At 73.2% G+C, this 25,929-nt stretch carries 21 protein-coding genes and 1 pseudogene; 13 read left to right on the top strand and 9 right to left on the bottom strand.

Annotated features, from left to right (window positions below; genetic code table 11):
* The first annotated feature begins 206 nt into the window (after positions 1 to 206).
* Positions 207 to 659: a VOC family protein gene (locus ACZ6RT_RS15265; RefSeq protein ID WP_399189056.1), complete on the top strand. Its 453-nt coding sequence runs from the start codon at positions 207 to 209 to the stop codon at positions 657 to 659.
* 94 nt (positions 660 to 753) lie between these two features.
* Here the strand turns inward: ACZ6RT_RS15265 and ACZ6RT_RS15260 are convergent, their stop codons facing one another.
* Complete coding sequence (locus ACZ6RT_RS15260) at positions 754 to 1,716, bottom strand: LacI family DNA-binding transcriptional regulator (RefSeq protein WP_399189058.1); 963 nt, start codon at positions 1,714 to 1,716, stop codon at positions 754 to 756.
* 147 nt (positions 1,717 to 1,863) lie between these two features.
* Between ACZ6RT_RS15260 and ACZ6RT_RS15255 the strand changes: the two genes are divergently transcribed.
* From ACZ6RT_RS15255 to ACZ6RT_RS15240, 4 genes are read left to right on the top strand one after another with little or no spacing between them, the layout of a single operon-like run.
* On the top strand, positions 1,864 to 2,751 hold the full coding sequence (locus ACZ6RT_RS15255; protein ID WP_399189060.1) for an NAD-dependent epimerase/dehydratase family protein: 888 nt from the start codon (positions 1,864 to 1,866) through the stop codon (positions 2,749 to 2,751).
* A 14-nt stretch (positions 2,752 to 2,765) separates the two neighbouring features.
* Positions 2,766 to 3,632, top strand: coding sequence for a 5-dehydro-4-deoxyglucarate dehydratase (locus ACZ6RT_RS15250; protein ID WP_399189062.1), 867 nt, complete (start codon positions 2,766 to 2,768; stop codon positions 3,630 to 3,632).
* A complete protein-coding gene (locus ACZ6RT_RS15245; protein ID WP_470154006.1) occupies positions 3,629 to 4,672 on the top strand; it encodes a mandelate racemase/muconate lactonizing enzyme family protein in 1,044 nt (347 codons plus the stop codon). Before ACZ6RT_RS15250 ends, ACZ6RT_RS15245 begins: the two co-directional genes overlap by 4 nt.
* Positions 4,669 to 6,708, top strand: a complete 2,040-nt coding sequence (locus tag ACZ6RT_RS15240; RefSeq protein ID WP_470154004.1) for a DUF6807 family protein — start codon at positions 4,669 to 4,671, stop codon at positions 6,706 to 6,708. Before ACZ6RT_RS15245 ends, ACZ6RT_RS15240 begins: the two co-directional genes overlap by 4 nt.
* A 93-nt stretch (positions 6,709 to 6,801) precedes the next feature.
* Here the strand turns inward: ACZ6RT_RS15240 and ACZ6RT_RS15235 are convergent, their stop codons facing one another.
* Both ACZ6RT_RS15235 and ACZ6RT_RS15230 read right to left on the bottom strand, forming a co-directional pair.
* The gene (locus ACZ6RT_RS15235; RefSeq protein ID WP_470154002.1) at positions 6,802 to 7,896 is read right to left on the bottom strand and encodes a Gfo/Idh/MocA family protein; all 1,095 of its coding nucleotides are present in this window, start codon (positions 7,894 to 7,896) and stop codon (positions 6,802 to 6,804) included.
* Positions 7,881 to 8,588: a ThuA domain-containing protein gene (locus ACZ6RT_RS15230; protein WP_470154001.1), complete on the bottom strand. Its 708-nt coding sequence runs from the start codon at positions 8,586 to 8,588 to the stop codon at positions 7,881 to 7,883. The genes ACZ6RT_RS15235 and ACZ6RT_RS15230 overlap by 16 nt, the downstream gene beginning before the upstream one ends.
* A 193-nt stretch (positions 8,589 to 8,781) precedes the next feature.
* On the opposite strand from ACZ6RT_RS15230, the gene ACZ6RT_RS15225 reads away from it, so the two are divergent.
* From ACZ6RT_RS15225 to ACZ6RT_RS15210, 4 genes are all read left to right on the top strand, one after another.
* Positions 8,782 to 9,801 carry a proline racemase family protein gene (locus ACZ6RT_RS15225; protein ID WP_470153999.1) on the top strand — a complete coding sequence of 340 codons (1,020 nt, stop codon included), beginning with the start codon at positions 8,782 to 8,784 and terminating at the stop codon, positions 9,799 to 9,801.
* Entirely contained in the window at positions 9,798 to 10,751 is a 954-nt protein-coding gene (locus tag ACZ6RT_RS15220; RefSeq protein WP_470153997.1) for an ornithine cyclodeaminase family protein, read from the top strand. The genes ACZ6RT_RS15225 and ACZ6RT_RS15220 overlap by 4 nt, the downstream gene beginning before the upstream one ends.
* A 223-nt stretch (positions 10,752 to 10,974) precedes the next feature.
* Positions 10,975 to 11,526 carry a DUF2243 domain-containing protein gene (locus ACZ6RT_RS15215; protein WP_470153996.1) on the top strand — a complete coding sequence of 184 codons (552 nt, stop codon included), beginning with the start codon at positions 10,975 to 10,977 and terminating at the stop codon, positions 11,524 to 11,526.
* Entirely contained in the window at positions 11,523 to 12,410 is an 888-nt protein-coding gene (locus ACZ6RT_RS15210; protein WP_470153994.1) for a cytochrome c oxidase assembly protein, read from the top strand. The genes ACZ6RT_RS15215 and ACZ6RT_RS15210 overlap by 4 nt, the downstream gene beginning before the upstream one ends.
* Before the next feature lie 22 nt (positions 12,411 to 12,432).
* On the opposite strand, the pseudogene ACZ6RT_RS15205 reads toward ACZ6RT_RS15210, so the two are convergent.
* Both ACZ6RT_RS15205 and ACZ6RT_RS15200 read right to left on the bottom strand, forming a co-directional pair.
* Positions 12,433 to 12,777: pseudogene (locus ACZ6RT_RS15205) on the bottom strand (hypothetical protein); the annotation flags it as partial.
* A gap of 112 nt (positions 12,778 to 12,889) precedes the next feature.
* Complete coding sequence (locus ACZ6RT_RS15200; RefSeq protein WP_399189080.1) at positions 12,890 to 13,333, bottom strand: MerR family transcriptional regulator; 444 nt, start codon at positions 13,331 to 13,333, stop codon at positions 12,890 to 12,892.
* Positions 13,334 to 13,394: 61 nt separating this feature from the next.
* On the opposite strand from ACZ6RT_RS15200, the gene ACZ6RT_RS15195 reads away from it, so the two are divergent.
* A complete protein-coding gene (locus tag ACZ6RT_RS15195; protein WP_470153992.1) occupies positions 13,395 to 14,273 on the top strand; it encodes a polysaccharide deacetylase family protein in 879 nt (292 codons plus the stop codon).
* Between the two features lie 240 nt (positions 14,274 to 14,513).
* Here ACZ6RT_RS15195 and ACZ6RT_RS15190 read toward each other — a convergent pair whose 3' ends face one another.
* Entirely contained in the window at positions 14,514 to 15,341 is an 828-nt protein-coding gene (locus tag ACZ6RT_RS15190) for a hypothetical protein (protein ID WP_470153990.1), read from the bottom strand.
* A gap of 655 nt (positions 15,342 to 15,996) precedes the next feature.
* Between ACZ6RT_RS15190 and ACZ6RT_RS15185 the strand changes: the two genes are divergently transcribed.
* Complete coding sequence (locus ACZ6RT_RS15185; RefSeq protein ID WP_470153988.1) at positions 15,997 to 16,395, top strand: hypothetical protein; 399 nt, start codon at positions 15,997 to 15,999, stop codon at positions 16,393 to 16,395.
* 82 nt (positions 16,396 to 16,477) lie between these two features.
* Here the strand turns inward: ACZ6RT_RS15185 and ACZ6RT_RS15180 are convergent, their stop codons facing one another.
* The 3 genes from ACZ6RT_RS15180 to ACZ6RT_RS15170 all read right to left on the bottom strand — a co-directional run bounded on the left by ACZ6RT_RS15180 (position 16,478) and on the right by ACZ6RT_RS15170 (position 22,476).
* Positions 16,478 to 20,665, bottom strand: coding sequence for a WD40 repeat domain-containing protein (locus ACZ6RT_RS15180; protein ID WP_470153986.1), 4,188 nt, complete (start codon positions 20,663 to 20,665; stop codon positions 16,478 to 16,480).
* Between the two features lie 541 nt (positions 20,666 to 21,206).
* Positions 21,207 to 21,713: a lytic polysaccharide monooxygenase auxiliary activity family 9 protein gene (locus tag ACZ6RT_RS15175; protein WP_344905664.1), complete on the bottom strand. Its 507-nt coding sequence runs from the start codon at positions 21,711 to 21,713 to the stop codon at positions 21,207 to 21,209.
* 229 nt (positions 21,714 to 21,942) lie between these two features.
* Positions 21,943 to 22,476 (bottom strand): NUDIX hydrolase, encoded by a 534-nt coding sequence (locus tag ACZ6RT_RS15170; protein ID WP_399189090.1) that lies wholly within the window; start codon positions 22,474 to 22,476, stop codon positions 21,943 to 21,945.
* 241 nt (positions 22,477 to 22,717) lie between these two features.
* Here ACZ6RT_RS15170 and ACZ6RT_RS15165 point away from each other — a divergent pair, with 241 nt between their 5' ends.
* Positions 22,718 to 24,154: a S1 family peptidase gene (locus ACZ6RT_RS15165; RefSeq protein WP_399189092.1), complete on the top strand. Its 1,437-nt coding sequence runs from the start codon at positions 22,718 to 22,720 to the stop codon at positions 24,152 to 24,154.
* A 350-nt stretch (positions 24,155 to 24,504) separates the two neighbouring features.
* Complete coding sequence (locus ACZ6RT_RS15160; protein WP_399189094.1) at positions 24,505 to 25,845, top strand: glycoside hydrolase family 16 protein; 1,341 nt, start codon at positions 24,505 to 24,507, stop codon at positions 25,843 to 25,845.
* Positions 25,846 to 25,929 lie beyond the last annotated feature (84 nt).

Here is a 25,929-nt window from a genome sequence, read left to right as displayed (position 1 = left end):
TTCAAGTCGCACTTCGACAGCCGGAGGACGAGCGGAAAAATCTCGTTCCAATACCAGTTAATACAACCGATTGCAGTAACGGACGGTGATCGTTCCCCCGTGCTCCGGGCGGGAATCGCCTGGTGGCCGCCCCCGGCGGAACCCCGCGCCGGCCTCGCAGGCCCGTCGGTTGCGGCCGCGTTTGCGTAACCCTTATAACTGGTTACATGGCATTGACATGGAAACTGGTCATCGACAGCACGGACGCGCCCGCCCTGGCGGACTTCTGGGCCGCGGCCCTGGAGTACGAGGTGGAGGATCCCGGCGCGCTGATCGAGCGGCTGCTGGCCGCCGGTCACCTCGGCGAGGAGGCGGTCGCCGAGCACCGCGGGCGCAGGATCTTCCGCGGCTACGCCGCGATCCGCCACCCCGAGGACCCGTTCGACGAGGTCAGCGGGATCGGACACGGCCGGCGGCTGCTCTTCCAGGACGTGCCCGAGAAGAAGTCCGGCAAGAACCGCCTGCACGTCGACGTCCACTCCGGGCCGGGCGGTCTCGACGGGCTGGTGACCCGGCTGGAGGGGCTGGGGGCGGCCCGCGTCCGCGAGATCGACAAGGGGCCCGCCGGGCACTGGTGGCTCATGCGGGACCCCGAGGGCAACGAGTTCTGCGCGACGTAGGCCCGGCCGCCGCCCACCGCGGACGGGCGGCCTTCCACCTCCGGGGCGCGGCCGATGGACTCCGGTGCCGGCGGCCTCCCGGCGGGACCGCCGCTCAGGCGGTCCCCTTCGGGGGCGCGGTGGAGTCACGGACCACCAGGTGGGTCTCCAGGACGGTCGCGGCGCTCATCGACTGGATGAGGAGGTCGACCGCCATCCGGCCGGCGGCGCCGGCGGGCATCGCGACCGTGGTGAGCTTGGGGCGGTACAGCCGGCCGGTGGCGCTGTCGTCGAAGCCGATCACGCTGACGTCGCCCGGCACGTCGACCCCGAGCGCCTCCAGTCCCTCGATGATGCCGATGGCGAGCAGGTCGTTGTAGGCGAGCACGCCGGTCACCCCCGCCTCGGCGACCCTGGCCGCCGCGGCGATGCCGCCCTCCTCGGTGGGAGGGTTGGGGCCGATGACGACCGCGTCGAGCCCGGGGATCTCCGCGACGGCCCTGCGGATCTCGCCGCTGGTCCACGACCCGGCCGGGCCCGTCACCAGGGCGACGCGCCGGTGGCCGAGCGCGGTCAGGTGCTCCACGGCCACGCGGGCGCCGTGGGCCACGTCCATCACGACCGTGGTCAGCCCGCGGATGAGCCGGTTGACCAGCACGAACGAGACGCTCTCGGAGAGCTTCTCCAGCGCCTTGTTGGACAGGCGCGGCCCGCACAGCACGATGCCGTCGACCTGTTTGGAGAAGGCCAGGATGAGCTCCTCCTCCTCCGACGGGTTCTCGTCGGTGTCGGCCACGAACAGGTGGTAGTCCTGGCGGCGGGCGGCCGCCTGGGCCGCCTTGATCAGCGACGAGAAGAACGGGTTGGCCAGATCGGGCACGATCAGCCCGATGTTGTTGGTACGGCCCGTCTTGAGCGAACGGGCCGCCCGGTTGGGCCGGTAGTCGAGCTCCTCGGCCACCGCCAGCACCCGGGTCCGGGTCTCGGCGTTGACCAGATGGGGAGCCGAGAAGGTCCGGGAGACCGTCGACACATGAACGCCTGACGCGTGGGCGACGTCCCGGATGGTCACTGACATGCCGCACACCCTAACGCAACCGTTTGCAGGTGGGTCAATCATTCTGAGACCGGTTGCCGGTGCTTAAGCCCGCTCACTTGACGTATTGTCTCGCCTGGCGCGATTGTTTACTGCAACTGATTGCAGTCTTCAGAAGGAGCCCACACGGTGAGCAGAGTGCTCGTCACCGGTAGCGCGGGCCGGCTCGGCCGCAGCGTGGTCACCTCGCTCGCGGCGGCCGGACACGAGGTGATCGGCGTGGACAGCGCGCCGGGAACCCCGCGCGAGGCCGCCTCGACCCTTCCTGCGGACCTCACCGACCTGGGTGAGGCCCACTCGGTGATCGCGCGGTTCCGGCCCGAGGCGGTGGTCCACCTGGCGGCCATCGCGGTGCCGTTCAGCCGTTCCGAGGCCACCACGTTCCGCGTCAACACCCAGCTCGCCTTCAACGTCTGCGCGGCCTCGGTCGCCCTGGGGGTGGAGAGGCTCGTCGTGGCCAGCAGCCCCACGGTGATCGGGTACGGCGCACCGGGCGGCTGGACCCCGGACTACCTGCCGCTGGACGAGGACCACCCGGTGCGGCCCTGGCACGCCTACAACCTGTCGAAGGTCGTGGCCGAGCAGACCGTGCAGACGTTCGCGCGGGCCGGTGACACCACCCGGATGGCCGCGTTCCGGCCCTGCTTCGTCGTCGCGCCCGAGGAGTGGGAGGGCGCGCCCACCCAGTCCGGGCACACGATCACCGAGCGGCTGGACCGGCCCGAGATCGGCGGGGTCTCCCTGTTCAACTACCTCGACGCCCGCGACGCCGGTGACTTCATCGACACGCTGCTGACCAGGCTCCCGCTGCTGGAGAACAACGGCGAGATCTTCTTCGCGGGCGCGGCCGACGCCCTGGCGCGCGAGCCGCTGGCCGAGCTGCTGCCGACCGTCATGCCGGAGACGAAGGCGCTCGCCGCCCCCCTGACCGGAACCTCCCCCGCCTTCTCCTCCGCCAAGGCCGAGCGGCTGCTCGGCTGGACCGCCAAGCGCAGCTGGCGCACCGAACTCTCCTGAAAGAAACTCTGATCATGAATCTCGATGGTGTCCTGTTCTTCCCCGTGACCCCCTTCGGCCCGGACGGCGAGCTCGCGTCCGGGGTGCTGGCCGACCACGTCCGGCAGGGGCTGGAGCACGGGCCCGGCGGGGTGTTCGCCGCCTGCGGGACCGGCGAGTTCACCGCGCTGTCGGAGGCCGAGCACGCCGAGGTCGTCCGGGTCGCGGTGAAGACGACGGCCGGGGCCGTCCCGGTGTTCGCCGGAGCGGGCGGGCCGATCGGCGCGGCGCTCGCCCAGGCGCGGGCCGCCCGCGAGGCGGGCGCCGACGGGCTGCTGCTCATGCCGCCCTACCTCGTCCAGGGCCCCGGTTTCCCCGAGTACGTGCGGGCCGTCGCCGCCGAGCTCCCGGTGATCATCTACCAGCGCGGGCCGATCGCGCTCGAACCGGAGGCCGCGGTCGAGCTGGCCGCGATCCCCGGCGTCATCGGTGTCAAGGACGGCCTGGGCGACATCGACCGGATGCAGCGGATCGTGCTGGCCGTCCGGGAGAGCCGCCCGGACTTCCTGTTCTTCAACGGGCTGCCGACCGCCGAGCTGACCCAGCCCGCCTACCGGGCGCTCGGCGTCGGCCTGTACTCCAGCGCGGTGTTCTGCTTCGCGCCCGAGATCGCCACGGCGTACCTGAACGGCGACGAGCGGCTGATCGCCGAGTTCTACGCGCCGCTGGTGCGGCTGCGCTCCAAGGTGCCGGGGTACGCGGTGTCGCTGGTCAAGGCCGGGGTGCGGCTGCGCGGGCTGGACGTGGGCGGGGTACGGCCGCCGCTGGTGGCGGTGACGCCCGAGCACGAGGCCGAGCTGCAGGCGCTGATCACTTCGGGACTCGCCCTGGTGGCTTCGTGATCAAGGATGTGACGGTCACGCTGCGGTCGGTGCCCCTGGCCCGGCCCTGGGGCGCGGACGTGCCCTTCAACCACGTGCTGCTCGTCACGGTCACGCTGGAGGACGGGCGGAGCGGCACCGGGATCTCCTGGACGCCGCAGATCGGGGCGCAGGCGGTCAAGGCGCTGCTGGAGCACGACGTCCGCGACGCCGTGATCGGCCTGCCGGCGCATCCGGAGCTGGTGTGGGACCGGCTGTCGGCCCACCTGAGCGAGGCGGGACGGTCCGGGATCGTGCCGATCGCCCTGGCCGGGGTGGATCTGGCGCTGTGGGACCTGCGCTGCGGCGAGCGCCCGCTGGTCGAGGTGCTCGGTGCGCGGCGCGAGAGCGTCCCCGTCTACGGCAGCGGCATCAACCGCCACTACACGCTGGAGGAGCTGCGCGCGCAGGCCGGGCGGTGGGTCGCCGCCGGGTACACCGCCGTCAAGATCAAGGTCGGGCGTCCCTCGCTGGCCGAGGACGTCGAGCGGGTGGCGGCGGTCCGCGAGGTGATCGGGCCGGACCGGGTGCTGATGATCGACGCCAACCAGCGGTGGGACCTGCACCGGGCCCGCGTCGCGATGCGCGCCCTGGAGCGGTACGACCTGTTCTGGATCGAGGAGCCGCTTCCCGCCGACGACCTGGCCGCCCAGGTGGAGCTGCGGCGCGGCATCGGCGTCCCGGTCGCGGTCGGCGAGAACGTCACCACCGTCCACGGGTTCCGCGACCTGCTGACGGCGGGCGCCTGCGACGTCGTCCAGCCGAACCTGGTACGGGTCGGCGGGATCACCCCGTTCCTGCGGATCGCCGAGCTGGCCCGCGCCTTCGGCGTCCCGGTCTACCCGCACCTGCTCACCGAGCTGTCCGGCCAGCTCGCCCTGGCACTGCACCATCCCGCGATGGTGGAGAGGGTCGAGGACGCCGCGCTGGCCGACCTCGGCCTGCTCGCCTCCCCGCTCCCGGTGGAGATCACCGGGCCGGAGCTGCGGGCGACCGGGGCGCCGACGAGGTGGGCGCCGTGAAGCCGGTGCGCGTGGTGGTCGCCGGGATCCACGGTCACGGGCGCAACCACGTGGAGAACGTGCGGCGCCTGGCCGCGACCGGGCGGGCCGAGCTCGCCGGGGTCTGCGACACCCGCCCGGCGCCCGACCTGGGCGTGCCGTGGTCGGCGGACCTGTCGTCGCTGATCACCGAGACCGGCGCGGAGGCGGCGGTGATCGCGACGCCGATCCACACCCACGCGCCGCTGGCCGTCGCGGCCCTGCGGGCCGGGGCGCACGTGCTGCTGGAGAAGCCCCCCACCCCCTCGGTGCGGGAGTTCGAGCAGATCGCGGCGGCCGTGGCCGAGACCGGGCTGGCCTGCCAGGTCGGCTTCCAGTCGCTCGGCTCGGCGGCCGTCCCCGCGGCGGCCGGGCTGCTGGGGGAGCCGATCCGCGCCATCGGCGTCGCCGGGGCCTGGACGCGCCCGTTCTCCTACTACACGCGCGCACCCTGGGCGGGGCGGCGCCGGCTGGACGGCGTGGACGTCATGGACGGCGCGCTGACCAACCCGTTCGCGCACGCGGTGGCCACCGCGCTGGCCGTCGCCGGGGCCGACGCGGTCTCGTCGGTCGAGGGGATCGAGCTGGAGCTGTACCGGGCCAACGCGATCTCCTCCGACGACACCTCCAGCGCCCGGCTCCGCCTCGCCGACGGCACCGTCATCGCGATCACCGTGAGCCTGTGCGCCGAGCGCCGGACCGAGCCCTACCTGCACCTGCACGGCGACACCCGCTCGGCGCTGCTCTTCTACACCCTCGACGAGGTCGAGGTGGACGGCGTGCGCACCGGTTTCGACCGGGCCGACCTGCTGGCCAACCTCCTGGCGCACATCAGGGAGGGCGAAGAGCTGCTGGTGCCGCTGGAGCGGACCGGCGGTTTCACCCGGCTGCTCGACGAGATCCGCCGCGCCCCCGACCCGCTGCGCGTCGAGGGCTCCCGCACGGAACCGTCCCGGCTGGTGCTGCCGGGCGTCGAGGCCCTGGCGGTGCGCGCGGCGGCGGAGCTGAGGACCCTGTCGGAACTCGGCTTCCCCGGCGTCCTCGGTGCCCGGACGACCGCGCCGGCCACGCCCGCGGAACCGGCGGAACCGGCCGTGCCGACACGGCCGGCATCGGCGGAACCGGCCACACCGGCCGTGTCGGCCACACCGGCGACCTGGCCCGAGTCGCTGCTGCGTGCCGGTTCGCGGGAGGTCGCGACCTACGTCCGGCGGGGGGACCTGCGGCCGACGGACGCGCCCCGGCCCCATCTGCACCCGGTCCGCACCCTCGGCGGGACGCTCGTGACCGAGACCCAGCCCGCCGACCACGTGCACCATTTCGGGGCGAGCGTGGCGATCTCCGATGTCAACGGGGTCAACTTCTGGGGCGGCTCCACCTACGTGCCCGGTACCGGGCCGGTGGTCCTGCCCAACCACGGGCGGCAGCGGCGGCGCCTCCTGCGTCCCGTGGACGGGGGCTTCGCCGAGCGGCTGGACTGGGTCGGGCCGGACGGCACCGTCCTGGCCGCCGAGGAGCGGACCCTGGTGGCCCGTACCGTGCCCGGCGCCTGGGCGCTGGACGTCGCCTTCACGCTGCACAACCGGACCGGCGAGCCGCTGTCGATCCAGAGCTCGGCCTGCAAGGGCCGGGCCGGAGCCGGTTACGGCGGGTTCTTCTGGCGGGCGCCCAAGGACTCCCCCGGGCTGGACGCCTTCACCGCCGACGCCTCCGGTGAGCGGGCCGTGCACGGCAGCCTCTCGCCCTGGCTGGCGCTGACCTGCGACGACTGGAGCCTGCTGTTCGTGCAGACCCTCGGGCTCGACCCGTGGTTCGTCCGCGTGGCCGAGTACCCGGGCGTCGGACCGGCCCTGGCCTGGGAGGAGCCGCTCGGCGTCCCCGACCGACTGGACCGCGCGATCACCGTCGTGGTCGCCGACGGGCGGCTCACCGCCGAGCGGGCCCACGACCTGGCCGGAGCCGTGCCGCCCCCCGCCCCACGAGACCCACAGGGCCCGCGGGGATCCTCCGTGGCGTGAACGCGGGCGACGGGGCCGGGCTCCGGGTCCCTCCCTTCCGGGCGGTACGGGCCGGGCGGTGACACCCGGCCCGTACCGGAGGGGTCGGCGGGGTCAGCGGCCGGCGTCCCAGGTGACGGGGCGCGGCCGCTCGCACCTTCCGGCGACGCTCAGCGCCCGCCCCGAGCCCGCCGAGGCGAGCAGCGACTCCATGACGTCCAGGACGTGGTAGGCCAGCCGGCCGCTCGTGCGGGGCTCGATCCCGGGCGGGGTCAGCACGAAGTCGGCCAGGCCGTCGCCCCGGCCCGCGGGTTCGTACCCGGCGCTCACCGGGAGGGTCCGCCACCGGTCGTCCTCGTCGCCGAGGTCCTGGATCAGGACGTCCCCGTCGAAGTAGTTGGGGTCGGGGAGCACCAGCGACCCCCGATCGCCGTGGACCTCCAGTTCGGGGCACCGGGTGGAGACGACGTCGAAGCTCATCACCAGGGTCGACAGCGCGCCCGAGCCGTGCACGAGCACACCCGTGACGTGCGTGTCCACGTTCACCGGGACGGTCTCGCCGCGCCGGGGGCCGGTGCCGATCGTGCGCTCGGCACGCGGGCGCCCGGCCGCCCCGATGACCGTCGTCACCGGCCCGAGCAGGGTGACCAGTGAGGTGATGTAGTAGGGGCCCATGTCCATCAGGGGTCCCCCGCCCGGGGCGTAGTAGAAGTCGGGGTGGTGGTGCCAGCGTTCGTGCCCGGGGGTGACCATGATCGCCGTCGCCGCGACCGGGCGGCCGATCAGCCCGTCGTCGATCGCCTTGCGCGCGGTCTGCGTCCCGGTGCCCAGGACGGTGTCGGGCGCGCACCCCACGCGCACCCCCGCGGCGTCGGCCGCGGCCAGCAGCTCGCGCGCCTCGGCGGTCGTGACGGTCAGCGGTTTCTCGCAGTAGACGTCCTTGCCGGCGGCGACGGCCTTGTGGGCCACCTCGGCGTGGGCCGCGGGGATGGTGAGGTTCAGCACGACGTGCACCTCGGGGTCGGCGACCAGCTCGTCCACGGACATCGCCCGCGCGCCCGGGTGGGAGCGCGCCGTCTCCCGGGCCCGCGCGGGGTCCAGGTCGGCGGCCGCCGCCAGCCTGAGCCCGGGCAGGCGCCCGATCGTCTCCAGGTACTGGCCCGCGATGGTGCCGCACCCGACGAGGCCGACGTTCACCGGCTCGCCCACAGCATCCCCCTCTCCACCAGGGTGCGCACGCTCGGGTGCTCCAGAACGTCCAGGCTGTGGCCGGGGGTGGTGACGAAGATCCTGCCCTCGCCCCACTGCCGGGTCCACACCGCCGGGGAGGTGACCTCGCGGTGCCACGGGTCCCAGGGGCGGACCTTCTGGGTCGTGGTCGCCAGCACGTCGTTGTAGTCGTCCGACAGCACCCAGTACTGCTCGGTGACGAGGTCGAAGTCCTCGATTCCCTGGACGATCGGGTGGTCGGCGGCCTCGGGCCGGATGTTCACCGTGTACGGCACGAAGTCGTGGTCCGTGGCGCCCTCGACCCGCTCGGCCGGATCCTTGCCGGGGTGGCAGGCGAACTGGCCGCCGATGAGGTGGAGGTAGTCGGAGGAGTTCCGGAAGGAGTCGGCGATGCCGCCGTGCCAGCCGGCCATGCCGGTCCCGGCGCGGATCGCCGCCTGCAGGCCGTCCAGCTGATCGGGCTCGATCGTCCCCATCGTGTAGCACTGCACGATCAGGTCCACCCCGGCCATGTAGCCGGCGTCCGCGTACCGTGCCGGGGAGTCGGTCACGTGCACGTCGAACCCGTTCCGCTCCAGGAAGGGGATGAACAGGTCGGTGGCCGCCACCGGCACGTGCCCTTCCCAGCCGCCCCGCACCACCAGGGCGACGCGGCCGTGGTTCTCCACCATGATGCCGCCTTTCGTGTGAGATGTCGGCATGATCGTGTCATCGTGACGGCCGGTGGGCAATGGAGCGGACCGGCCGGAGCGGGCCGGACGCCGCCCGGCGACGCCGGGCACGGTGGCGACCGGGACGGCACCACCACCGGGTACGGGCACGTACGATCCGGAAAGACCTGGTCACCAGCAGATGGGCCTCGCAATGCCGCAGTCCGACGTCCGTACCGTCGACTACCACACCGGTGGTGAACCCTTCCGCATCGTCGCGGACCCGCCGGTCGCCGTCACCGGCGGGTCGGTGGCCGACCGCAGGGTCTTCGCCGTCTCGGATCCGGCCGTCGACGGGCTGCGCCGGATGCTGTGCTTCGAGCCGCGCGGGCACGCCGACATGTACGGGGGATTCATCACCCCGCCCGACGACGACGGCGCGCTGTTCGGCGTGCTGTTCTGGCACAAGGACGGGTTCTCCACCGCGTGCGGGCACGGCACGATCGCGCTCGGGACGTGGGCCGTGGAGTCGGGACTGGTCGAGGCCGACCCCTCCGGCCTCACGGACGTGGTGATCGACGTGCCGTCCGGCCGGGTGACGGCGCGGGTGCACACCGCGGACGGCCGGGTCAGGGGCGTCGACTTCGTCAGCGTGCCCAGCTACCCGATCGCGTACGACGTCGCCGTGCCGACCACGCGGGGCGAGGTCCGGGCGGACATCGCCTACGGCGGGGCCATCTACGCGCACGTGGCGGCCTCGTCGGTCGGGCTGGAGGTGGAGCCGCGCGCCCTCGACCGGCTCATCGCCCTCGGCCGTGAGATCAAGTGGGCGCTCGACGACGGCCCGCACGCCCGCCATCCCGCCGACGACCGGCTCAGCGGCGTCTACGGCACGATCTTCTACGACGACCTGGGCGAGGACGCCGAAGGGAACCTGCACCAGCGCAACGTCACGATCTTCGCGGACGGGGAGGCCGACCGCTCCCCGTGCGGGTCGGGCACGGCCTCCCGCGTCGCCGTGCTGAGCGCCACCGGACGCCTGCGCGACGACCGCCGCCTCGTGCACGACTCCATCGTGGGATCGCGCTTCCACGCCCGGGTCCTGCGGCACGTGACGGCCGACGGGAGGGCGGCGGTCGTCCCCGTCGTCTCCGGCAGCGCCCACAAGACCGGCGAGCACCTGTTCACGGCCGACCCCGCCGACGAGCTCTTCCCCGGGTTCGTCCTGCGATGACCGAGCACGTCCCGCTGATCACCGGGGACCACCTGCGGCGGCTGCTCGGCCCCCGCCAGGCCGTCCAGGTCGTCGCCGACGCGCTGCGCGGCGGCCTCGACCCGGCCACCGACCCCGCGCGTACCGTCGTGCCCACCGCCCACGGGCACCTGCTGCTGATGCCCGCCGAGAGCGGCGCCAGCGCGGGCGTGAAGGTCGTGACCGTGGCGCCGGACAACCCGGCACGCGGCCGGCCCCGCATCCAGGGCTTCTATCTCCTCTTCGACGCCCGGACGCTGTCCCCGGTGGCCCTGATCGACGGCATCGCGCTGACCACGCTGCGCACGCCCGCGGTGTCGGTCGCCGCGGTCCTGCCCCTGCTGCGTCGTGCGCGCGACCCGCTGCGCGTCGCCGTCTTCGGCGCGGGCCCGCAGGGACGCGGGCACGTCGACACCCTCCTCGACACCCTCTCGGGGCACCGCGGGCTCGCCGAGGTGACCTATCTCGTACGCGATCCGCGTCGCGCCGGGGTGCCCGGCCACGGCGCGGTGCCGGTCACGGTCGCCGCCTCCGGCGACGAGCGGGCCACGCGGGCCGTCTCCCGTGCGGACGTCGTCGTCTGCGCCACGACCGCCCGCGAACCGCTCTTCGACTCGGCCGTGCTCCGCGACCGGGCCGTCGTCATCGCCGTCGGCTCGCACGAACCCGGTGCCCGCGAGGTCGACGGCGCGCTGGCCGGCCGGGCGCACGTCGTGGTCGACGACGTCGCGACCGCGCTGCGCGAGGCCGGCGACGTCGTCCAGGCGATCAGGGAGGGCCACCTCGACGCCGCGCGCCTCATCCCGATGCGCCGGATCGTGACCGATCCCGCGTCGGTGGCCCTCGACCGGCCCGTGCTGTTCAAGTCCACCGGCATGTCCTGGCAGGACCTGGTCGTCGCGGCGGCGGCCCACGAGCGTCTCGGCGGCTGACCGCAGGCGCCTCGGCGGCTGACGGCAGGCGCATCAGCGGCTGACCACGAGCGAGGAGAACCGGGAGTGCCGCCTCTCCCCCGGCCCACCCCGGCCCACCCCGGCCTCCGCTACGGCCGGGTCACGAGGGCGCGCGGGCCGGTCCGGGGCGTGAGTGATCGCCCGCACGAGGGGTAAGGCCATGCCAGGATCACAGGGACGTCCGGGGAAGAGGTATCCGATCATGAGCCAGGCGCGGCCGTCGGCCGGACCGGAGACGTCGAGGGAGCGTGGCCGGTCGCTGGTGTCGGCGGCGCTGATCGGGGTGGCGCTGATGGCCGCGGTCGACGAGATCGTCTTCCACCAGCTGCTGGGGTGGCATCACTTCTTCGACCGCTCCACCCCGGCGATCGGGTTGCTGTCGGACGGGCTGCTGCACACCGCCGAGCTGCTGGCGCTGGTGGCGGGGTTCGTGATGTGGGCGGACCTGCGCCGCCGACGGGCGCTGTCGGCGGCGCACGCACGGGCCGGACTGCTGATCGGGGCGGGCGGCTTCCAGCTGTTCGACGGCCTGATCGACCACAAGGTGCTGCGGGTGCACCAGATCCGCTACGACGTACCGGACCTGCTGCCCTACGACCTCGTCTGGAACGGTGCCGCGCTGGTGCTGCTGGGTGCCGGGCTGGCCCTGGCCGTCCGGGCCCGTCGCGCCGACCGGCACCCGCGACCGGCCACGGACCCCGGCACGGGTTCGGGCACCGGTTCGGGTGCGGGGCCGGAGGCGAGGGGCCGGTGACGGCGGTGCAGACGGCCCTGGCCGCGCTGCCCGCGCTGCCCGCGCTGCCGGAGCCGGGGCACCACCACGCCGGGGGGCCGGGGGTGGCGTGGCTGCCGCTCTTGCCGGTGGCCTCGGCGGCCGCGGCGGCCGCGGTCTACGCGCTGGCCGCGCATCGGCTGCGCCGCCGCGGGCATCCGTGGCCGTGGACGTGGCAGGCGTGTTTCGTCGCGGGCACCGCGCTGCTGGCGACCGCCTTCGTCGTGCCGATGCCGGCGGGCCCGTTCACCGCGCACATGGGCCGGCATCTGCTGGCCGGGATGCTCGCCCCCGTGCTGCTGGTCCTCGGCCGCCCGCTGAGGCTGGCGCTGCGCGGGCTGCGCCCGGGCCGGGCTCGGCGCGCCGTACTGGCCGTGGCGCACTCCCGCCCGATCGGCCTGCTGGTCTCCCCCGCGACGGCGGTGGTGCTGGACATGGGCGGGTTGTGGCTGCTGTACCGCACGCCGCTGCTGGCGGCCACCGGCCACCACGAGTGGCTGCACGCCGCCGTGCACGTGCACGTGGTGGCGGCCGGGACGCTGTTCGCCTTCGCCGTCTGCCGGCTGGACCCGGTGCGCCGGGGCTGGAGCATGCCCTGGCGCGCGGGCGCGCTGCTGGCCGGGGGAGCCGCGCACGCCGTGCTGGCCAAGACCCTGTACGCCCTACCTCCGCCCGGCACCACCTTCGCCGCCGCCGACCTGCAGGCCGGGGCCCAGCTGATGTACTACGGCGGCGACGCGGTCGAACTCCTCCTGGCCGCGGTCATCGCCGCCCAGTGGTACGCCGCCACCGGCCGCGCCCAGCGTCACGCCGGCCGCCGTGCCCTCCGCCGCACGACGGCCGCAGGTCCCGCACCGGTGACCTGACGTTCGCCGCGGGCGGGACCCGTCACCGGCCGCCCCCGTGAGGGGCGCCGGCGCGCCCGACGCCGTTCGCACGGGGGTCAGTCACCGTCCGCGACGGCCGGGGGTCGCGGCGCCCACGCCCTCGCGTGCGCCGTGAGACGGACGATCGCCGGCAGCGGGAAGAGCATGAGGTAGAGGTTCGGTATCCACCAGGCGAGGGGAGCAACCTGACGGCCCACCAGCCGTCGACCGCCGGCCGCACGGCCGTCGCGGCGGCCGGGTCGACGCCGTCCTCGGTGAGCCGGACCTGCCAGGCCGCGAACCGCTCGCGGAGCGGCTCCAGGCCGGCCGGATGGACCAGCACACCTGCCAGAAGTGCCGCGGTGACGCGGTCGGCGGGAGCGGCCGTGGTGTGGCTGCGGGGGTGGTGGCCCGGACGTAGGCGCGCAGGAAGTCACCCGGCGCGTCGCCCGCCCGGGCCAGCGCGTCGAAGGCCTTCGTCAGCCGCTCGACCATGGCGGCGACCAGCGCCTGCTCGGTGGGGAAATGGTAGAAGAGGCTCCGTCGGCTCCCGCCGCCCGCCGGTCGCGTTCCGACGCCGCGTTGATCACGTCGTCGAGCACGTCGCGGGAACCGGCCAGTTGCGTCATCATCCGGTCGATGCGGTCCCGTTCGGCGGTGAGCTCGGCGACCAGCCTGGGGGTGGCGCGCTCGGACGGGCCGCCGTCCGCGTCCCGCATGCACGGCAGCAGTCGCGCGATCCTCCTGCTGTGCAGGCCCGCGGCGAACAGTTCCTGGATGCGGATGACCCGGTCGACCGCCTGCTCGGGATAGTCGCGGTGACCGCCGGGCGTGCGGCCGGCCACCAGCAGCCCCTGCTGCTCGTAGTAGCGCAGCGACCGTTCGCTCACCCCGGTACGCCTCGCGAGCTCACCGATCCGCATCCCGCCCCCCGCACGCCCCGGACTTGAAACTGACACCGATGTTAACTTCTACCGTGTCGGCATGACGAAGCCCGCGGAGAACGAGCTCTTCACCTACAGTCCCATCACCGAACGCCCACCGATCGGCTGGCCCGGAGGCGCCAGGGTCGCCGTCTACATCGGGCTCAACATCGAGCACTTCCTCATCGACCGCCCCTCCACCAGCATTTGGCCCGGCACGGCGGACCTGGTCCCCGACGCGCTCAACCACGGCTGGCGCGACTACGGGCCCCGGGTCGGCATCTGGCGCACGATCGAGAGCCTGGACCGGCACGGCGTCCGGGCGAGCGCCCTGCTGAACTCCGCGGCCGCCGGGCACTACCCCCAGATCATCGAGGCGGGCCTGGAACGGGACTGGGCCTGGCTCGCACACGGGCGGACCAACTCGATCCTCCAGGCCGGCATGACCCGCGACGAGGAGCGCCGCTTCCTCGCCGACGTCGTCGACACCATCACCGACGCCACCGGACGGCGGCCTCGCGGCTGGATGGGGCCGGGGCTGACCGAGACGTTCAACACCCCGGAGCTGCTCGCCGAGCTCGGGCTGAGCTACGTGCTGGACTGGACCAACGACGACCAGCCCTACGCGCTGAACGTGCCCGGGATGCTCAGCGTGCCCTACTCGGTCGAACTCAACGACCTCCTGCTGTTCGGCAGGGGCACCACCGGGCCGGAGTTCGTACAGATCGTCAAGGACCAGTACGAGCGGTTGCACGCGGACTCCGAGCACGGCGGCCGGGTGATGGCGCTGGCCCTGCACCCGTTCGTGATCGGTCAGGCGTTCCGGGCCAGGTACCTGGACGAGGCGCTGGAGTACCTCGCGACGCGGCCCGGCGTCTGGCTGACCACCAGCGACGAGATCGCCGAGCACCACCTGCGCACGTCCGGCGAGCGCAGGTAGGGCAGCACGAGCATCGCGCCGATCGAGAGCAGGGCGACAACGACATACCGCATGGACGACTCCTCGGACGGGACCGGAGTGGGACACCCCCGGGACCGATGCACCGGGGGCGGATGCCGACGACCATAGGCGGTTCCCCGCCCGTCCCTGAGGGTTCGGCACCAAGCTGCCGGACGGCGCGCCGACCGGTCCCTCGCCGGTTCCCCACGGGCCCCGCCGGTCCACGCCGGTCCGCGCCGATCACTCGGCTCCGGCGGACGACCCACCCGGCCGGTGTGACGGGACCTCGACACGGACGACCGGCCGGCCGATCCGGTCGCGCGTGACGAGGTCGGTCCGGTCACGGGTCGTGCGGTCGGACCGGTCGCGGGCGACGGCTCCCGTCCCGTCGCGCCCGGACAGGTCGGCCAGGTCGGACAGGTCGGACAGGTCGGCCCGGCCGCAGACGGTGGCCACCGGCCCGTCCTGCGCGGCCTGGTCGGCTCGGTCGCGGACGGCGGCGCCCGGGGTCACCGCGGTCTTCGCGGCCCGGACACGGCGGGTGCGCTGCTCGCGCCGGAACCTCTCGGCCAGTGCCTCGTTGACGACGGCGGAGACCGAGGGGGCACGGCCCGTCTGGACGAGCTCCTCGGCGTAGGCGCCCAGCCACGCCTCCACGTCGACCGTGATCCGCGCCTTTCCCCGGTCGCCCGCCTGCGCGGGCCCGTCCTCCGGCCGCGCCCCGTCCGCTCCCGGCGGCCCGTTCGATCCCGATGCCTCGTTCGATCCCGGCGTTCCTCCCGACCGCGCGGATCGCGTCGATCGCACCGGCAGGGCGCGGACGATCCGGCCCGGCAGGGCGACCGCCTCCACGGTGGCGGGAAGGCCGCGCGCGGGGTCGGTGTCGCGCATCGCCCTGCCCCACCACACGCTCAGGACGCCGTCCAGCTCCGGCCCTCGCCGGGCGTCGAGCAGCTCGGCGAAGAACTGCGCCCGACGGCCGGCGCGCAGCGCGGCGGAGATCGCGCCGATCGTCCGCGGCACCCTGGGCTCCCTGGCCTCGTACCTACCGAGGGGCGGGGTCGTCACCGGCTCGCCTCCGGAGGGGACCGCGGGCCCGGCCCCGGTCGTCGGCGGTCACCGGCTCGAGCACCGGCGGGGTCGGCCGTACGGCGATCGGGGCGCACGGTCGCGCCCCCGGGTTCCTCGTCCCGTACGGGCGACGCCCCGGCGGGGCGGGCTCACGGGGGGCCGGTGGCCGTTCCACGGGGTCCGTCCGGCGGACGCGGGCGGTCACGTGTTCCGGGACGCGGCGAGATCGTAAGTGAGGCGAGCGGGTCACGTGGACACGATGAACCGGCCGGACCCGGCCACGAGACCGAACGGATCAAGATCTACGAACGCGATACCCGGAGGTCACCCGTCACGGGCACGACGGTCGCCGGGACACCCCCGCCCGTTCCGCCCGGCCGGACGTCCGCATGGAATACGGCCGATTCCCTACGGATAATAAATCATATTTACGACTTATACACAATGACACCTTATATCGAGAATGATGATGAGGGCGATGGGAAAACCCGAGAAAGCGCAGAGGACGGACAAAGAAGCCCTCCTTCAGTCTTGCACCAAAGCCGGGGAGATAAGCACTTAAATCACTTGTTCAATATGACTCGCCTTATATCGTGACTCTCAGTTACGGTCGCGAGCGATCCGTGCTCGCGACCCGACCGAAGGAGGAAACATGTACGGCAAGCGACAGTCGCTGCTGCTCGGCCCGGCACTTCTCGCGGCCCTCGCCCTCACCCCGGCCCCGGTCTCGCAGGCCTCGGCCGCGCCGGTTCCCGCGCAGGCGGCGAGCACCCCGCGGAGCGCGACGGCGCACGACCCCATGGACTACTGGCAGGGCTACCGGGACGGTTACCGTGCCGCAGCGCAGGACTGCTCGAGGAGGAACTCGAGAAGATCCTTCGGAGCGCCGAGCGACTACGACAGGGGCTGGCTGAACGGGTACGACTCCGGCTACGCCCGCTTCTGCTACGGCCGGGACCGGTACCCGGACCGCTATCCGAACCGGTACCCGAGTCGCCACCCGGGCGGATACCCGAGCGGGTACTCCGGCGGTCACTCGACCGGCTACTGACGCCGGTCGAGGCCTCCCGTCCGCGACCGCCGGTCACGACGGCGGTCGCACCGGAAGGCTTCGCGCGTGCCGGATCGGCGGTTCAGTCCGGCGGCGGGTAGAGGTCGAACCCGTACAGGCCCTGGTCACCACCGGCGGCCACGCCGGAACCGTCGGGGAACCAGGCGAGGCAGTTCAGGCCCGCGTCCACCCGGGCCGCCGCGGGGCAGGGGTCGCCGTAGCGGTCCCACATCCGGATGACACCGTCGTCGGAGCAGGTGGCGAGCAGGTTGCTGTCCGGGGAGACGGCCACGGCGCGGATCCTTCCCGTGCCGGACGCCAGCGTCGCGCGTTCCCTGCCCCCGGCCGACCAGACGCGCGCGGTGCCGTCGTCGAAGCAGGCCGCCAGCCAGGTCCCGTCGGGGGCGATCGTCACCTCGCGCGCCGGGCCGGGGCATCCCCTGAGCGGGGCCCGCGCCGCGCCGTCGGCCCCCCACAGGCCCGCGGTGCCGTTGGCCGAGAGGATGGCGAACCATCTGCCGTTCGGCGCCATGGTGATCTCGTCCATGGTCTCCACCCGGCTCTTCAGGGTCGCGTACCTGCGACCGTCCGGTGTCCAGAGCTGGATCCGGCCGTAGACGGACAGGGTGGCCAGCCAGGCGCCGTCCGGGGAGATCAGGGCGTGCGCGGTGGCCCTGACGCCGGCGACCAGCACGGCCCGCTGCCCGCCGTCGGCCCACCACACGCGCGCGGTGCCGTCCTCGGAGCAGGTGACCAGCCAGGTGCCGTCGGGGGCGATCACCACCTGGCGCACCGGTCCGGTGTGGCCGTTCAGCACCGCTCTCCTGCTGCCGCCGGCGCCCCACAGCCGTACGGTCCGGTCGGACGACCAGGTGGCCAGCCAGGTGCTGTCGGGGGCGACGGCCACCCCGCGCAGGCGGCCCGCGTGGCCGGTCGGGACGGCCCGTCGCCGCCCACCGGCCCCGTGTATCCGGACGATCCGGTCACCGGACCAGACGGCCAGCCATGTCGTGTCCGGTGCGACCGCGGCGTACCGGCCGTCCTCGACGGGGACGGTGAGGGCCGCCCGCTCCATCCTGTCCTCGTTCCAGAGTTTCACCGATCCGTCACCGGAGTGCGTGGCGATCCAGTTCCCCTGGGGGGAGATCGTCACCCGTCGGATCAGCCCGGCCCTTCCCCTGCGGTCCTGCGATCCCGGGTTCTGCCGTCCCGGCACCCTCGATCCCCGTTCCTGTGACCCGGGCCCCTCCGACCGCCAGATCCGGATCGTCCCGTCGTCGGAACAGATGGCCAGCCGCCCGCCGTCGGGCGTGATCACCACCTGACGCACCGTCCCGGCATGCCCCGCCAGAGCGGCCCGCTCGGCGCCGTCGGACTCCCACAGCCGTACGCTCCGCTCCCCCGACACCGTCACCAGCCACCCGCCGTCGGGGGCGATCACCACCTGACGCACCGTCCCGTCATGTCCGGCCAGGACCGCCCGCGGCCTGCCGTCGGACTCCCACAGCCGTACGCTCCGCTCCCCCGACACCGTCACCAGCCACCCACCGTCGGGGGCGATCACCACCTGACGCACCGTCCCGTCATGTCCGGCCAGGACCGCCCGTGGCCTGCCGTCGGACTCCCACAGCCGTACGGTCCCGGTGGCGGACCAGGTGGCCAGCCAGGAGCCGTCGGGGGATATCCGCATTCCGGGCACCGTTCCGGCGTGGCCCGTCAGTACGGCCCGCTCGGCGCCGTCGGCCCCCCACAGCCGTACGGTCCCGTCCCTGGAGAGGGTCGCCAGCCAGGAGCCGTCCGGGGAGACCGCCATCCCGGTGACCCTGCGCACCGGCCTGACCCGGCCGGTCACCGTCTCCTCGTCCCCGCTCCCGGCGTTCCCGGTGTTCCCGGTGTCCCGGGCGCTCCCGCCCTTCCCGCCGCGCATCAGCCGGGCCTGGCGCAGGGGGCGCGGCCTGGCGCGCACCCTGACCGGGCTGCGCAGGACCGCGCGCCTCGCGCCCGCGGGAGTCCACAGGCCGACCTCCCCCGACGCGGACAGGGCCGCCAGCCAGGAACCGTCGGGTGAGGCCACCATCCCGGTGAACCGCCCGAACCCGTTCCTCAGCGTGGCGCGCCCGGTCCCGTCCGGGTTCCACAGACGGATCCGCCCGCTCGCCGAGAGCGTCGCCAGCCAGGTCCCGTCCGGGGAGGCCGCCGTCCCGGCGATCCTGCGGACACCGGTCTGCAGTACGGCCCTCTGCGTGCCCCCGATCTCCCAGATCTGCACCCTCCCGCGGCCGGAGCGGGTCACCAGCCAGGAGCCGTCCGCGGCCGTGACGACCTCGTGGACCGGACCGCGGTGGGTCGCCAGCCGGGTACGGGTGGTGCCGTCGGCCTTCCAGATCTGCACGCCGCCGTCGCGGCCGTGGACCACGAACCGCGACCCGTCCGGGGTGATCGACACGTCGTCCGGCCGTCCCGGCGCGGAGGTGAGCGTCTGCAGCAGCCAGGTGGCGCCGTCGTCCGGGAACGGCCAGCGGGGTCTGAGGAAACGGACGTCGTTCTGCCGGCTGTAACGCTCGATCGAGGCCCGCATGGGCGGGAACGCGTACAGGCGGGTCAGGAGGTTCGCCGTGGAGACGGCCTCGGACTCGAAGGGGACGAGCAGGTGCGCGCTCCGCGCGATGAGCCCGCGGACCCCGGCGACGGAACGGGAGGCCGACAGCGCCAGGTCCGACTCGGCCGCGGCGATCCCCGAGCCGCGGATCCGGGCGATGAGCCAGCGCACGTCGTGCAGGAGCGCCTCCAGTTCCTGGGTCCTTCTCCCCTCGCCGAGATGGGGCAGCAGGTTGTCCCAGAGGTAGGCGGCGTCCGGGGGCAGCCTCCACCACTCGGCCTCCGCCTCCGGGTCGTCACCGGGGATCAGGGTCCTGACCTCGTCGAGGAAGGCCCGGTGGACGGCCGCCAGGCGGTCCCTTCCCAGCCCGTCCTGTGACCGGACGCAGGAGCGGACGACGTCGTGCAGCGTGACCGACGCCACCGACGCCACCGCCGTCACCGGCGACGTCACCGGTGACTGCACCGGTGACTGCACCGGTGACTGCACCGGTGACTGCACCGGTGACTGCACCGGTGACGGCGAGGACGGCGGTGGCGCCGATGACTCCGGCGGCACGGCCGGGTCCGCGGGGCGCCCGCCGATGAGCGACAGCTCCCGCAGCCTCGCGCAGAGGGCCTGGGACCGCTCGGCGGTGAGCCCGCCGGTGCGGCGCCACAGAAGCCCGACGAGGTCGGCCGGTACGTCGGCGTCCTCGGGGAAGATGCCGAGCTCCAGGAAGCGGGCACGGTCGGCCGCGCCGAGGGCGTCGAGCCCGTACTCCACGGCCGCGCGCACCGCGGCCTCCCGCTGGCGGGGGACGGTGACGTCCAGGTCCGCGGGCCCGATCCGGCCGAGCCGCTCGACCGCACGCCTGGCGGCGACCTCGATGTTCGTCCCGGCCCGGTGCTCGTCGCGCAGGCGCGCGTTGACCAGTGCCATCAGCAGCGGCCAGCGTCCGGTCAGTGCCATCAGGGCGTTGACCACGCCGGGACTCATCGGCGGCAGCCCCCGGCTCAGCAGCCGTACGGCCACCCGCGGCGCCATCTCGTCGACGATCATCGCGATCCCGTCGGGCGGCAGGGCCCGGGGCAGGCGGGTGGTCACCAGCAGCCGCGACCTGGAGGCCGCCGCCAGGAAGGGCCTGAGCTGCTGGGGGCTCCACACGTCGTCGACCACCAGCAGCGCGCGGCCGCGCTCTGCCAGGGCCTCGGCCATCCGGTGACCGGCCTGCTCGGGGCCGCGGGGCTCCGGCCGGACGCCGGTCGCGGCCTCGGTGACGTCGTCGGCGAGCCGCGCGACGTCCGCGCCGGTCCGCTCGCGGCCCACGGTCACCCAGAAGATGCCGCCGGTGAACCGTCCCGTCGTCTCGTCGTCGTGACAGACCTCCACCGCCAGGGACGTCTTGCCGAACCCGCCCGTACCGGCCAGCCCCGTGGTCAGGCCGACGGTTCCCGAGGTCCGCATGGTCAGGGTGGAGACCAGGTCGCCCAGCTCGGTCCTGCGGACCCATCCCGGCTGCCTGTCCGGCACCCGGAAGAGCCTGCCGCGGGCCCGGGCACCCCTCAGCCTCGGAGTCACCCAGGTCAGCAGGGCGACGGAGGAGGCGGTCAGCCCGGAGAGGGCGACCCAGGCGATCCTGTGCTCACCGACCACGTCGGGCAGATGTTCGGTGACCATTCCGATCGGCATTCCGACCAGGATTACGGAGAAAATCAGAAGTGCCGTGACCATATCGGCTGGTTTCTTTATGCGACGAGCCACGGATCACCTCGACACTGCCGACTCCTGCCCCGACGGGTATCGGGAACCCCGGTCGCACGATATCTGTTCCCCTCCTTCTTTGAGCTGAATCGCCGAGGTCCTTACCATTGTCGTCCGCGCATAATGCGACGTCCCCTGCTTTGAACGGCTATGTCCGATGTCATCTGCCGGCCATTCCGATTCCCATTCCGGGGGTGTCGCGTACCGGGCCGGGACACGACGGACCCCGCGCGGATCCCGGGCGCGGAAGGTCACTGCAGGAGGTCACTGCAGGAGGCCACGGTGGGAGGCCACGGTGGGAGGTCACTGCGGGAGGCCACTGCGGGAGGCCACTGCGGGAGGCGACGCACGAGGGCCCCGCCACGAGGACGTCGTGGCGGGGCCCGTTCGGGTCGCGTACCGGCCGATGGTCCGGCCCCGGCCCGGCACCGTTGCCGATGCCGGGCCGGAGCCGTCGTCAGCGCCTCGGTCAGCGCTGCAGGTCCACGCAGGAGTAGAAGGCGTTGGCGGTGTCGGCGATGTTCCAGACCGCGAGCACCTTCAGGCGGCCGGTCCTGCCGCCCAGGTTCACGTTGTGCGACACCGTCGCGCCCGGCTGCCTGCCTCCGTCGTTGAAGACCGCGATCCGGGTGTTGCCGACGTAGTACTCCCACGTGCTGGTGGCGTGGCGGGCGGTGAGCACCCAGTTGAAGGTGACCGAGTTGCCCACGCTCGTGGCCGGCCAGCCCTTGCTCTCGTCGCTGAGCTGGGAGAACCGGCCGACGCCGCCGTGGCAGCTCCGCAGGCCCTTGGGTCCCTCCACGCTCTGCGGCTCGTAGATGATGTCCCCGCAGTTGGCCACGCGGCCCTGCGCGCACATGGCCTGACGGCTCGGCGGGGACGAGATGTAACCGTGCGCGTTCGCCGGTGAGGCGATGACCACGGTGGAGGCGATGGCGATGATCGCTGTCGCGAGGAAGGTGAGCGTTCTCCGCATGTCCTGCTCCTTCGCTGGGGGGTGCCTCCAATATAAAAGAAAGTTTCCTAACGGTAAACGATCCGGTCAGGAAAGGTCGAGGGATCTGTCAGGAGGCGGGCGGGGTGGACACGGGGCCGGCGGGCCGCCGGGAACGGGCCGCCGGCTCCGGTCACGCCGGTCCGGCCCTTCCACGGGCCGCCCGGGGCCACCCGGTCCCGTACGCTCAGGCTCCGTCGCGGCCCGTGGCTCAGGGGCGCCGCGGTTCGGTGAGGACGTAGAGCAGCGCGGCCACGCAGGTCCCGCTCACCAGGTCGCCCTTGCCGATCAGCTCGCGGATGTCGGCCAGGGGGACCCACTCGACGCGCTCGGCCTCCCATGGGTCGGTGGGCGCTCCGATGTGGACGGCGTGGTCGGCGCGGAAGATGTGGTGGACCGAGTCCGAGATGCCGTTGCTCGGCTGGATGCTCAGCAGGGGGCGCAGCGGGCCGGGCCGCCAGCCCGTCTCCTCCTCGACCTCCCGCGCGGCGGCCGCCATCGGCTCCTCACCGTCGTCGACCTTGCCGATGGGGATCTCCCAGCCCCACGAGTCGGTGATGAAGCGATGCCTCCAGATCATCAGCACCCGATGCCGGTCGTCGGTGACGACGGCGCCGGCTCCCGCCGCGATGCGAATCAAGCGGTGGTCCAGGTGGCTGCCGTCGGGGAGCTCCACGTCCGCCATCCGGAGGTCGAGCCACTGGTCGGTGTAGAGGGATTCTTCGGAGTTGACCTGCCAGCGCATGCGGCGTACTCCCAGCGTGGTTGCCTGATCTCGGCACCACGCTACAGCCGGGCGGTTCGCGGGCAGCGGGAACGGGACCGTCACCTCTCCGGGACGGCACCGTCCGCGTGGCGCCTCATCGTTGCGGCCGTGACCGGGGACGGCTGAATTAAGGTGGTGTCGTCCGTCCGTTCGAACGAGCGACCGGCGATACGGACCGATCTCCCCCCTCCCGCTTGAGAGCCGAGGTCGAGGAGAGCACATGTCCCGCAGCCGTACCGTCACCACGGGATACGTACTGGCGATCGTCACGCTGACCGCGACGGCCGTACCGGCCGCCGCCCCGCCCCGGGCGACGGATGCCCCGCCCCCTCCGTCCTCCCCGAGCGCGTCACCCTCGGTCCCGCCCGGGAAGTCGCCGCCGACCATGTTCGAGGCGCTCCAGCGCGACCTGCGGCTGAGCGCGGAACAGGTGCGGATCCGGCTGTCCAACGAGATCCGGCTGGCACCGGTGGAGGAGCGGCTGCGCAAGAGCCTCGGCGACCGTTTCGGTGGTTCCTGGTTCATCGGGGTCACCGCCCGGAAACTGGTGGTGGCCACCACCAGCGCCGCCGACATCCCCCTGATCATCGCCGCGGGCGCCCAGGCCGAGGTCGTCGCCGCACCGCTGAAGCGGTTGCAGGAGGTGAAGCGGAGACTCGACCACGCCCTGCCGGCCCGCTCGATCGGGGGCAGGGTGCGCTATGTCGACGTACGGAGCAACAAGGTGGTCGTCCTGTCCAGGCGTGCCGCCATGACCGAGAACGTCATCAAGGGCATCGGGATGGACGCGGCCGAGGTGGACGTGGTGTCCTCGACGGAGAGCCCCCGGCCCCTGTACGACCTGCGGGGAGGTGACGCCTACCACCTCGTGCCCAGGGGGCGTTGCTCGGTCGGTTTCTCCGTGGCCAAGGGCACCGAGAAGGGGTTCGTCACCTCCGGCCACTGCGGCAGGAAGGGCGACCGCACCACCGGCTTCAACCGGACCTCCCAGGGCGTCTTCAAGGAGTCGACCTTCCCGGTCGGCGACTACGCCTGGGTGGCGGTGAACGACGACTGGACCCCCAAGGGGGTGGTGGGAGACGGCACCGCCGGATCCGGCGGTCTCCCGCCCGCCACACCCGTCGTGGGCACTCACCCCACCGCGCCCGCGACACCCCCCACGACCACCGTACCCACCGTGCCCACCGCGTCCTCCCCGCTTCCCACGCCCACTGCGCTTCCCACACCCACCGGGCTTCCCACGCCCACCGGACCCCCCGGGCCCACCGCCGAGGCCGACGGCGCGATCCGTGCCGTGACCGACGCGACGACCGGCGCCATCACCGCACTGAACGGCACCCGCGCCGTGATCGAGGGAGCCTCGGTCTGCCGGTCCGGTTCCACCACCGGATGGCACTGCGGCACCATCCAGCAGCGTGACGCCAGCGCCGTGTATCCCGGCGGCAAGATCTTCGGGCTGGTCCGCACCAACGTCTGCGCGGAGCGCGGCGACTCCGGCGGCCCGTTCGTCTCGATCGACCAGGCCCAGGGCGTCACCTCCGGCGGTGCGGGTGACTGCGACGGCGGAGGTGTCACCTACTTCCAGCCGGTGGAGAAGATCCTCACGTCCTACGGCCTGTCCCTGCTGACCGCCTCCGCCACGAGGACGGGCCGGTAGACGGCCCGCCGAAGCGTCCCGGCGCCGGGAGGTCCCCTCCCCGCGCCGGACGGACCCCGGACGGACCCCGGACGAACGCCGGGCGAGGCACCGGACGAGGCACCGGGTGGGCGCTCCACGACGACACCGGCCTGGCGTCACGATGCCCCGGTGACATCCCGTCGATCTCTGAGAGCGCTCTCTGACTTTTTCACCTTACGGTGTTGACCCGGACTTTACCTTCGCGTAACAGTGATTATCAATCGGTCTGCACGCTGCAGCGAACGTTCGGCCGTCCCCCTCATTGGCCTTGTGAGAGGTTCCAGATGAGTCACCCCCCAGCAAGAAAGCGCTCTCTCAGGTGGATCTCGGTGATCCTCGCCGCCCTGGTGCCGACGGTGCTCGCCATCGCCGCCCACGCCTCCGTCCCGCCTCCGCCCTCGGGGTGGTCGCTGGTCTGGAGCGACGACTTCAACGGCGGCGCCGGGTCGCCGCCCTCCTCCGCGAACTGGATCGTCGACCTCGGTCACGCCTACCCGGGCGGTCCCGCCAACTGGGGCACCGGTGAGATCCAGCGCTACACCGACAGCCCCGCCAACCTGAGCCTCGACGGCGGCGGGAACCTGCGGATCACGCCGTTGAAGAACGGCAACGAGTGGACGTCGGCCCGCATCGAGACCCGCCGTTCGGACTTCAAGCCCGCCGACGGGCGCATCCTGCGCATCGAGGGCCGCATCCAGATGCCCAACGTCACCGGTGACGCCGCGCTGGGCTACTGGCCCGCCTTCTGGGCGCTGGGCGCGCCGTACCGGGGCAGCTACTGGAACTGGCCGGGCATCGGCGAGTTCGACATCATGGAGAACGTCAACGGCATCAACTCCGTCTGGGGCGTGCTGCACTGCGGCGTGAACCCCGGCGGGCCCTGCAACGAGACCACCGGCCTGGGCGCGAGCAGGCCGTGCCCCGGCTCCACCTGCCAGTCGGCGTTCCACACCTACCGCTTCGAGTGGGACCGCAGCATCAGCCCGAACCAGTTGCGCTGGTACGTCGACGGCCAGCAGTTCCACAGCGTCAGCCAGGCGCAGTTCGACGCCACCACCTGGAACAACATGACCGGCCACCAGGGGTACTTCCTGCTGCTCAACGTGGCCATGGGCGGGGCCTTCCCCAACGCCCTGGCCGGGCAGACGCCGACCGCCGCCACGGTCCCCGGCCGCCCGATGCTCGTCGACTACGTGGCCGTCTGGCAGAGCGGCTCCGGCCCCGGCCCGAGCCCGACGCCCACTCCCCCTCCGGGCGGGGTGGACGCCCGCTCGACCATCCAGGCCGAGCGCCACCAGGCGCAGTCGGGCACGTCGGTGGAGACCACGACCGACACCGGCGGCGGGCAGAACGTCGCGCAGATCGGCAACGGTGACTGGCTGCGCTTCGACGGCGTGAACTTCGGCTCCGCGGCCGCCACGCAGTTCAAGGCCCGGGTCGCGTCCGGTGCGGCGGCCGGGGTCAGCGGGCTGGTGCAGGTGCGCCTGGGCAGCCCGACGGCCCCGCCGATCGGTGACTTCGCGCTCGGCAACACGGGAGGCTGGCAGAGCTGGCGTACGATCCCGGCCAACATCTCAGGGGTGACCGGGACCCACACGGTCTACATCACCTTCAGCAGCGGGCAACCGGCCGACTTCGTGAACCTCAACTGGTTCTCCTTCGGCAACTGACCCCCCGGACCCCGGGGGGGGGGGGGGGGGGGGGGGGGGGGGGGGGGGGGGGGGGGGGGGAGAGGGGGGGGGGGGGGGAGGGGC

The organism is Streptosporangium sp. NPDC050148, from assembly GCF_055586505.1.
Note: the sequence above shows the minus strand (reverse complement) of the source record. Positions and strands in the feature narration are given on the sequence as shown.

What these genes read in the sequence shown, in the direction of transcription:
- ACZ6RT_RS15265 (WP_399189056.1), top strand. Translation starts at nt 207, where the DNA reads ATGGCATTGACATGGAAACTGGTCATCGACAGCACGGACGCGCCCGCC.
- ACZ6RT_RS15260 (WP_399189058.1), bottom strand. Translation starts at nt 1,716, where the DNA reads ATGTCAGTGACCATCCGGGACGTCGCCCACGCGTCAGGCGTTCATGTG.
- ACZ6RT_RS15250 (WP_399189062.1), top strand. Translation starts at nt 2,766, where the DNA reads ATGAATCTCGATGGTGTCCTGTTCTTCCCCGTGACCCCCTTCGGCCCG.
- ACZ6RT_RS15230 (WP_470154001.1), bottom strand. Translation starts at nt 8,588, where the DNA reads ATGGTGGAGAACCACGGCCGCGTCGCCCTGGTGGTGCGGGGCGGCTGG.
- ACZ6RT_RS15225 (WP_470153999.1), top strand. Translation starts at nt 8,782, where the DNA reads ATGCCGCAGTCCGACGTCCGTACCGTCGACTACCACACCGGTGGTGAA.
- ACZ6RT_RS15220 (WP_470153997.1), top strand. Translation starts at nt 9,798, where the DNA reads ATGACCGAGCACGTCCCGCTGATCACCGGGGACCACCTGCGGCGGCTG.
- ACZ6RT_RS15215 (WP_470153996.1), top strand. Translation starts at nt 10,975, where the DNA reads ATGAGCCAGGCGCGGCCGTCGGCCGGACCGGAGACGTCGAGGGAGCGT.
- ACZ6RT_RS15200 (WP_399189080.1), bottom strand. Translation starts at nt 13,333, where the DNA reads ATGCGGATCGGTGAGCTCGCGAGGCGTACCGGGGTGAGCGAACGGTCG.
- ACZ6RT_RS15195 (WP_470153992.1), top strand. Translation starts at nt 13,395, where the DNA reads ATGACGAAGCCCGCGGAGAACGAGCTCTTCACCTACAGTCCCATCACC.
- ACZ6RT_RS15185 (WP_470153988.1), top strand. Translation starts at nt 15,997, where the DNA reads ATGTACGGCAAGCGACAGTCGCTGCTGCTCGGCCCGGCACTTCTCGCG.
- ACZ6RT_RS15180 (WP_470153986.1), bottom strand. Translation starts at nt 20,665, where the DNA reads ATGCCGATCGGAATGGTCACCGAACATCTGCCCGACGTGGTCGGTGAG.
- ACZ6RT_RS15175 (WP_344905664.1), bottom strand. Translation starts at nt 21,713, where the DNA reads ATGCGGAGAACGCTCACCTTCCTCGCGACAGCGATCATCGCCATCGCC.
- ACZ6RT_RS15170 (WP_399189090.1), bottom strand. Translation starts at nt 22,476, where the DNA reads ATGCGCTGGCAGGTCAACTCCGAAGAATCCCTCTACACCGACCAGTGG.
- ACZ6RT_RS15165 (WP_399189092.1), top strand. Translation starts at nt 22,718, where the DNA reads ATGTCCCGCAGCCGTACCGTCACCACGGGATACGTACTGGCGATCGTC.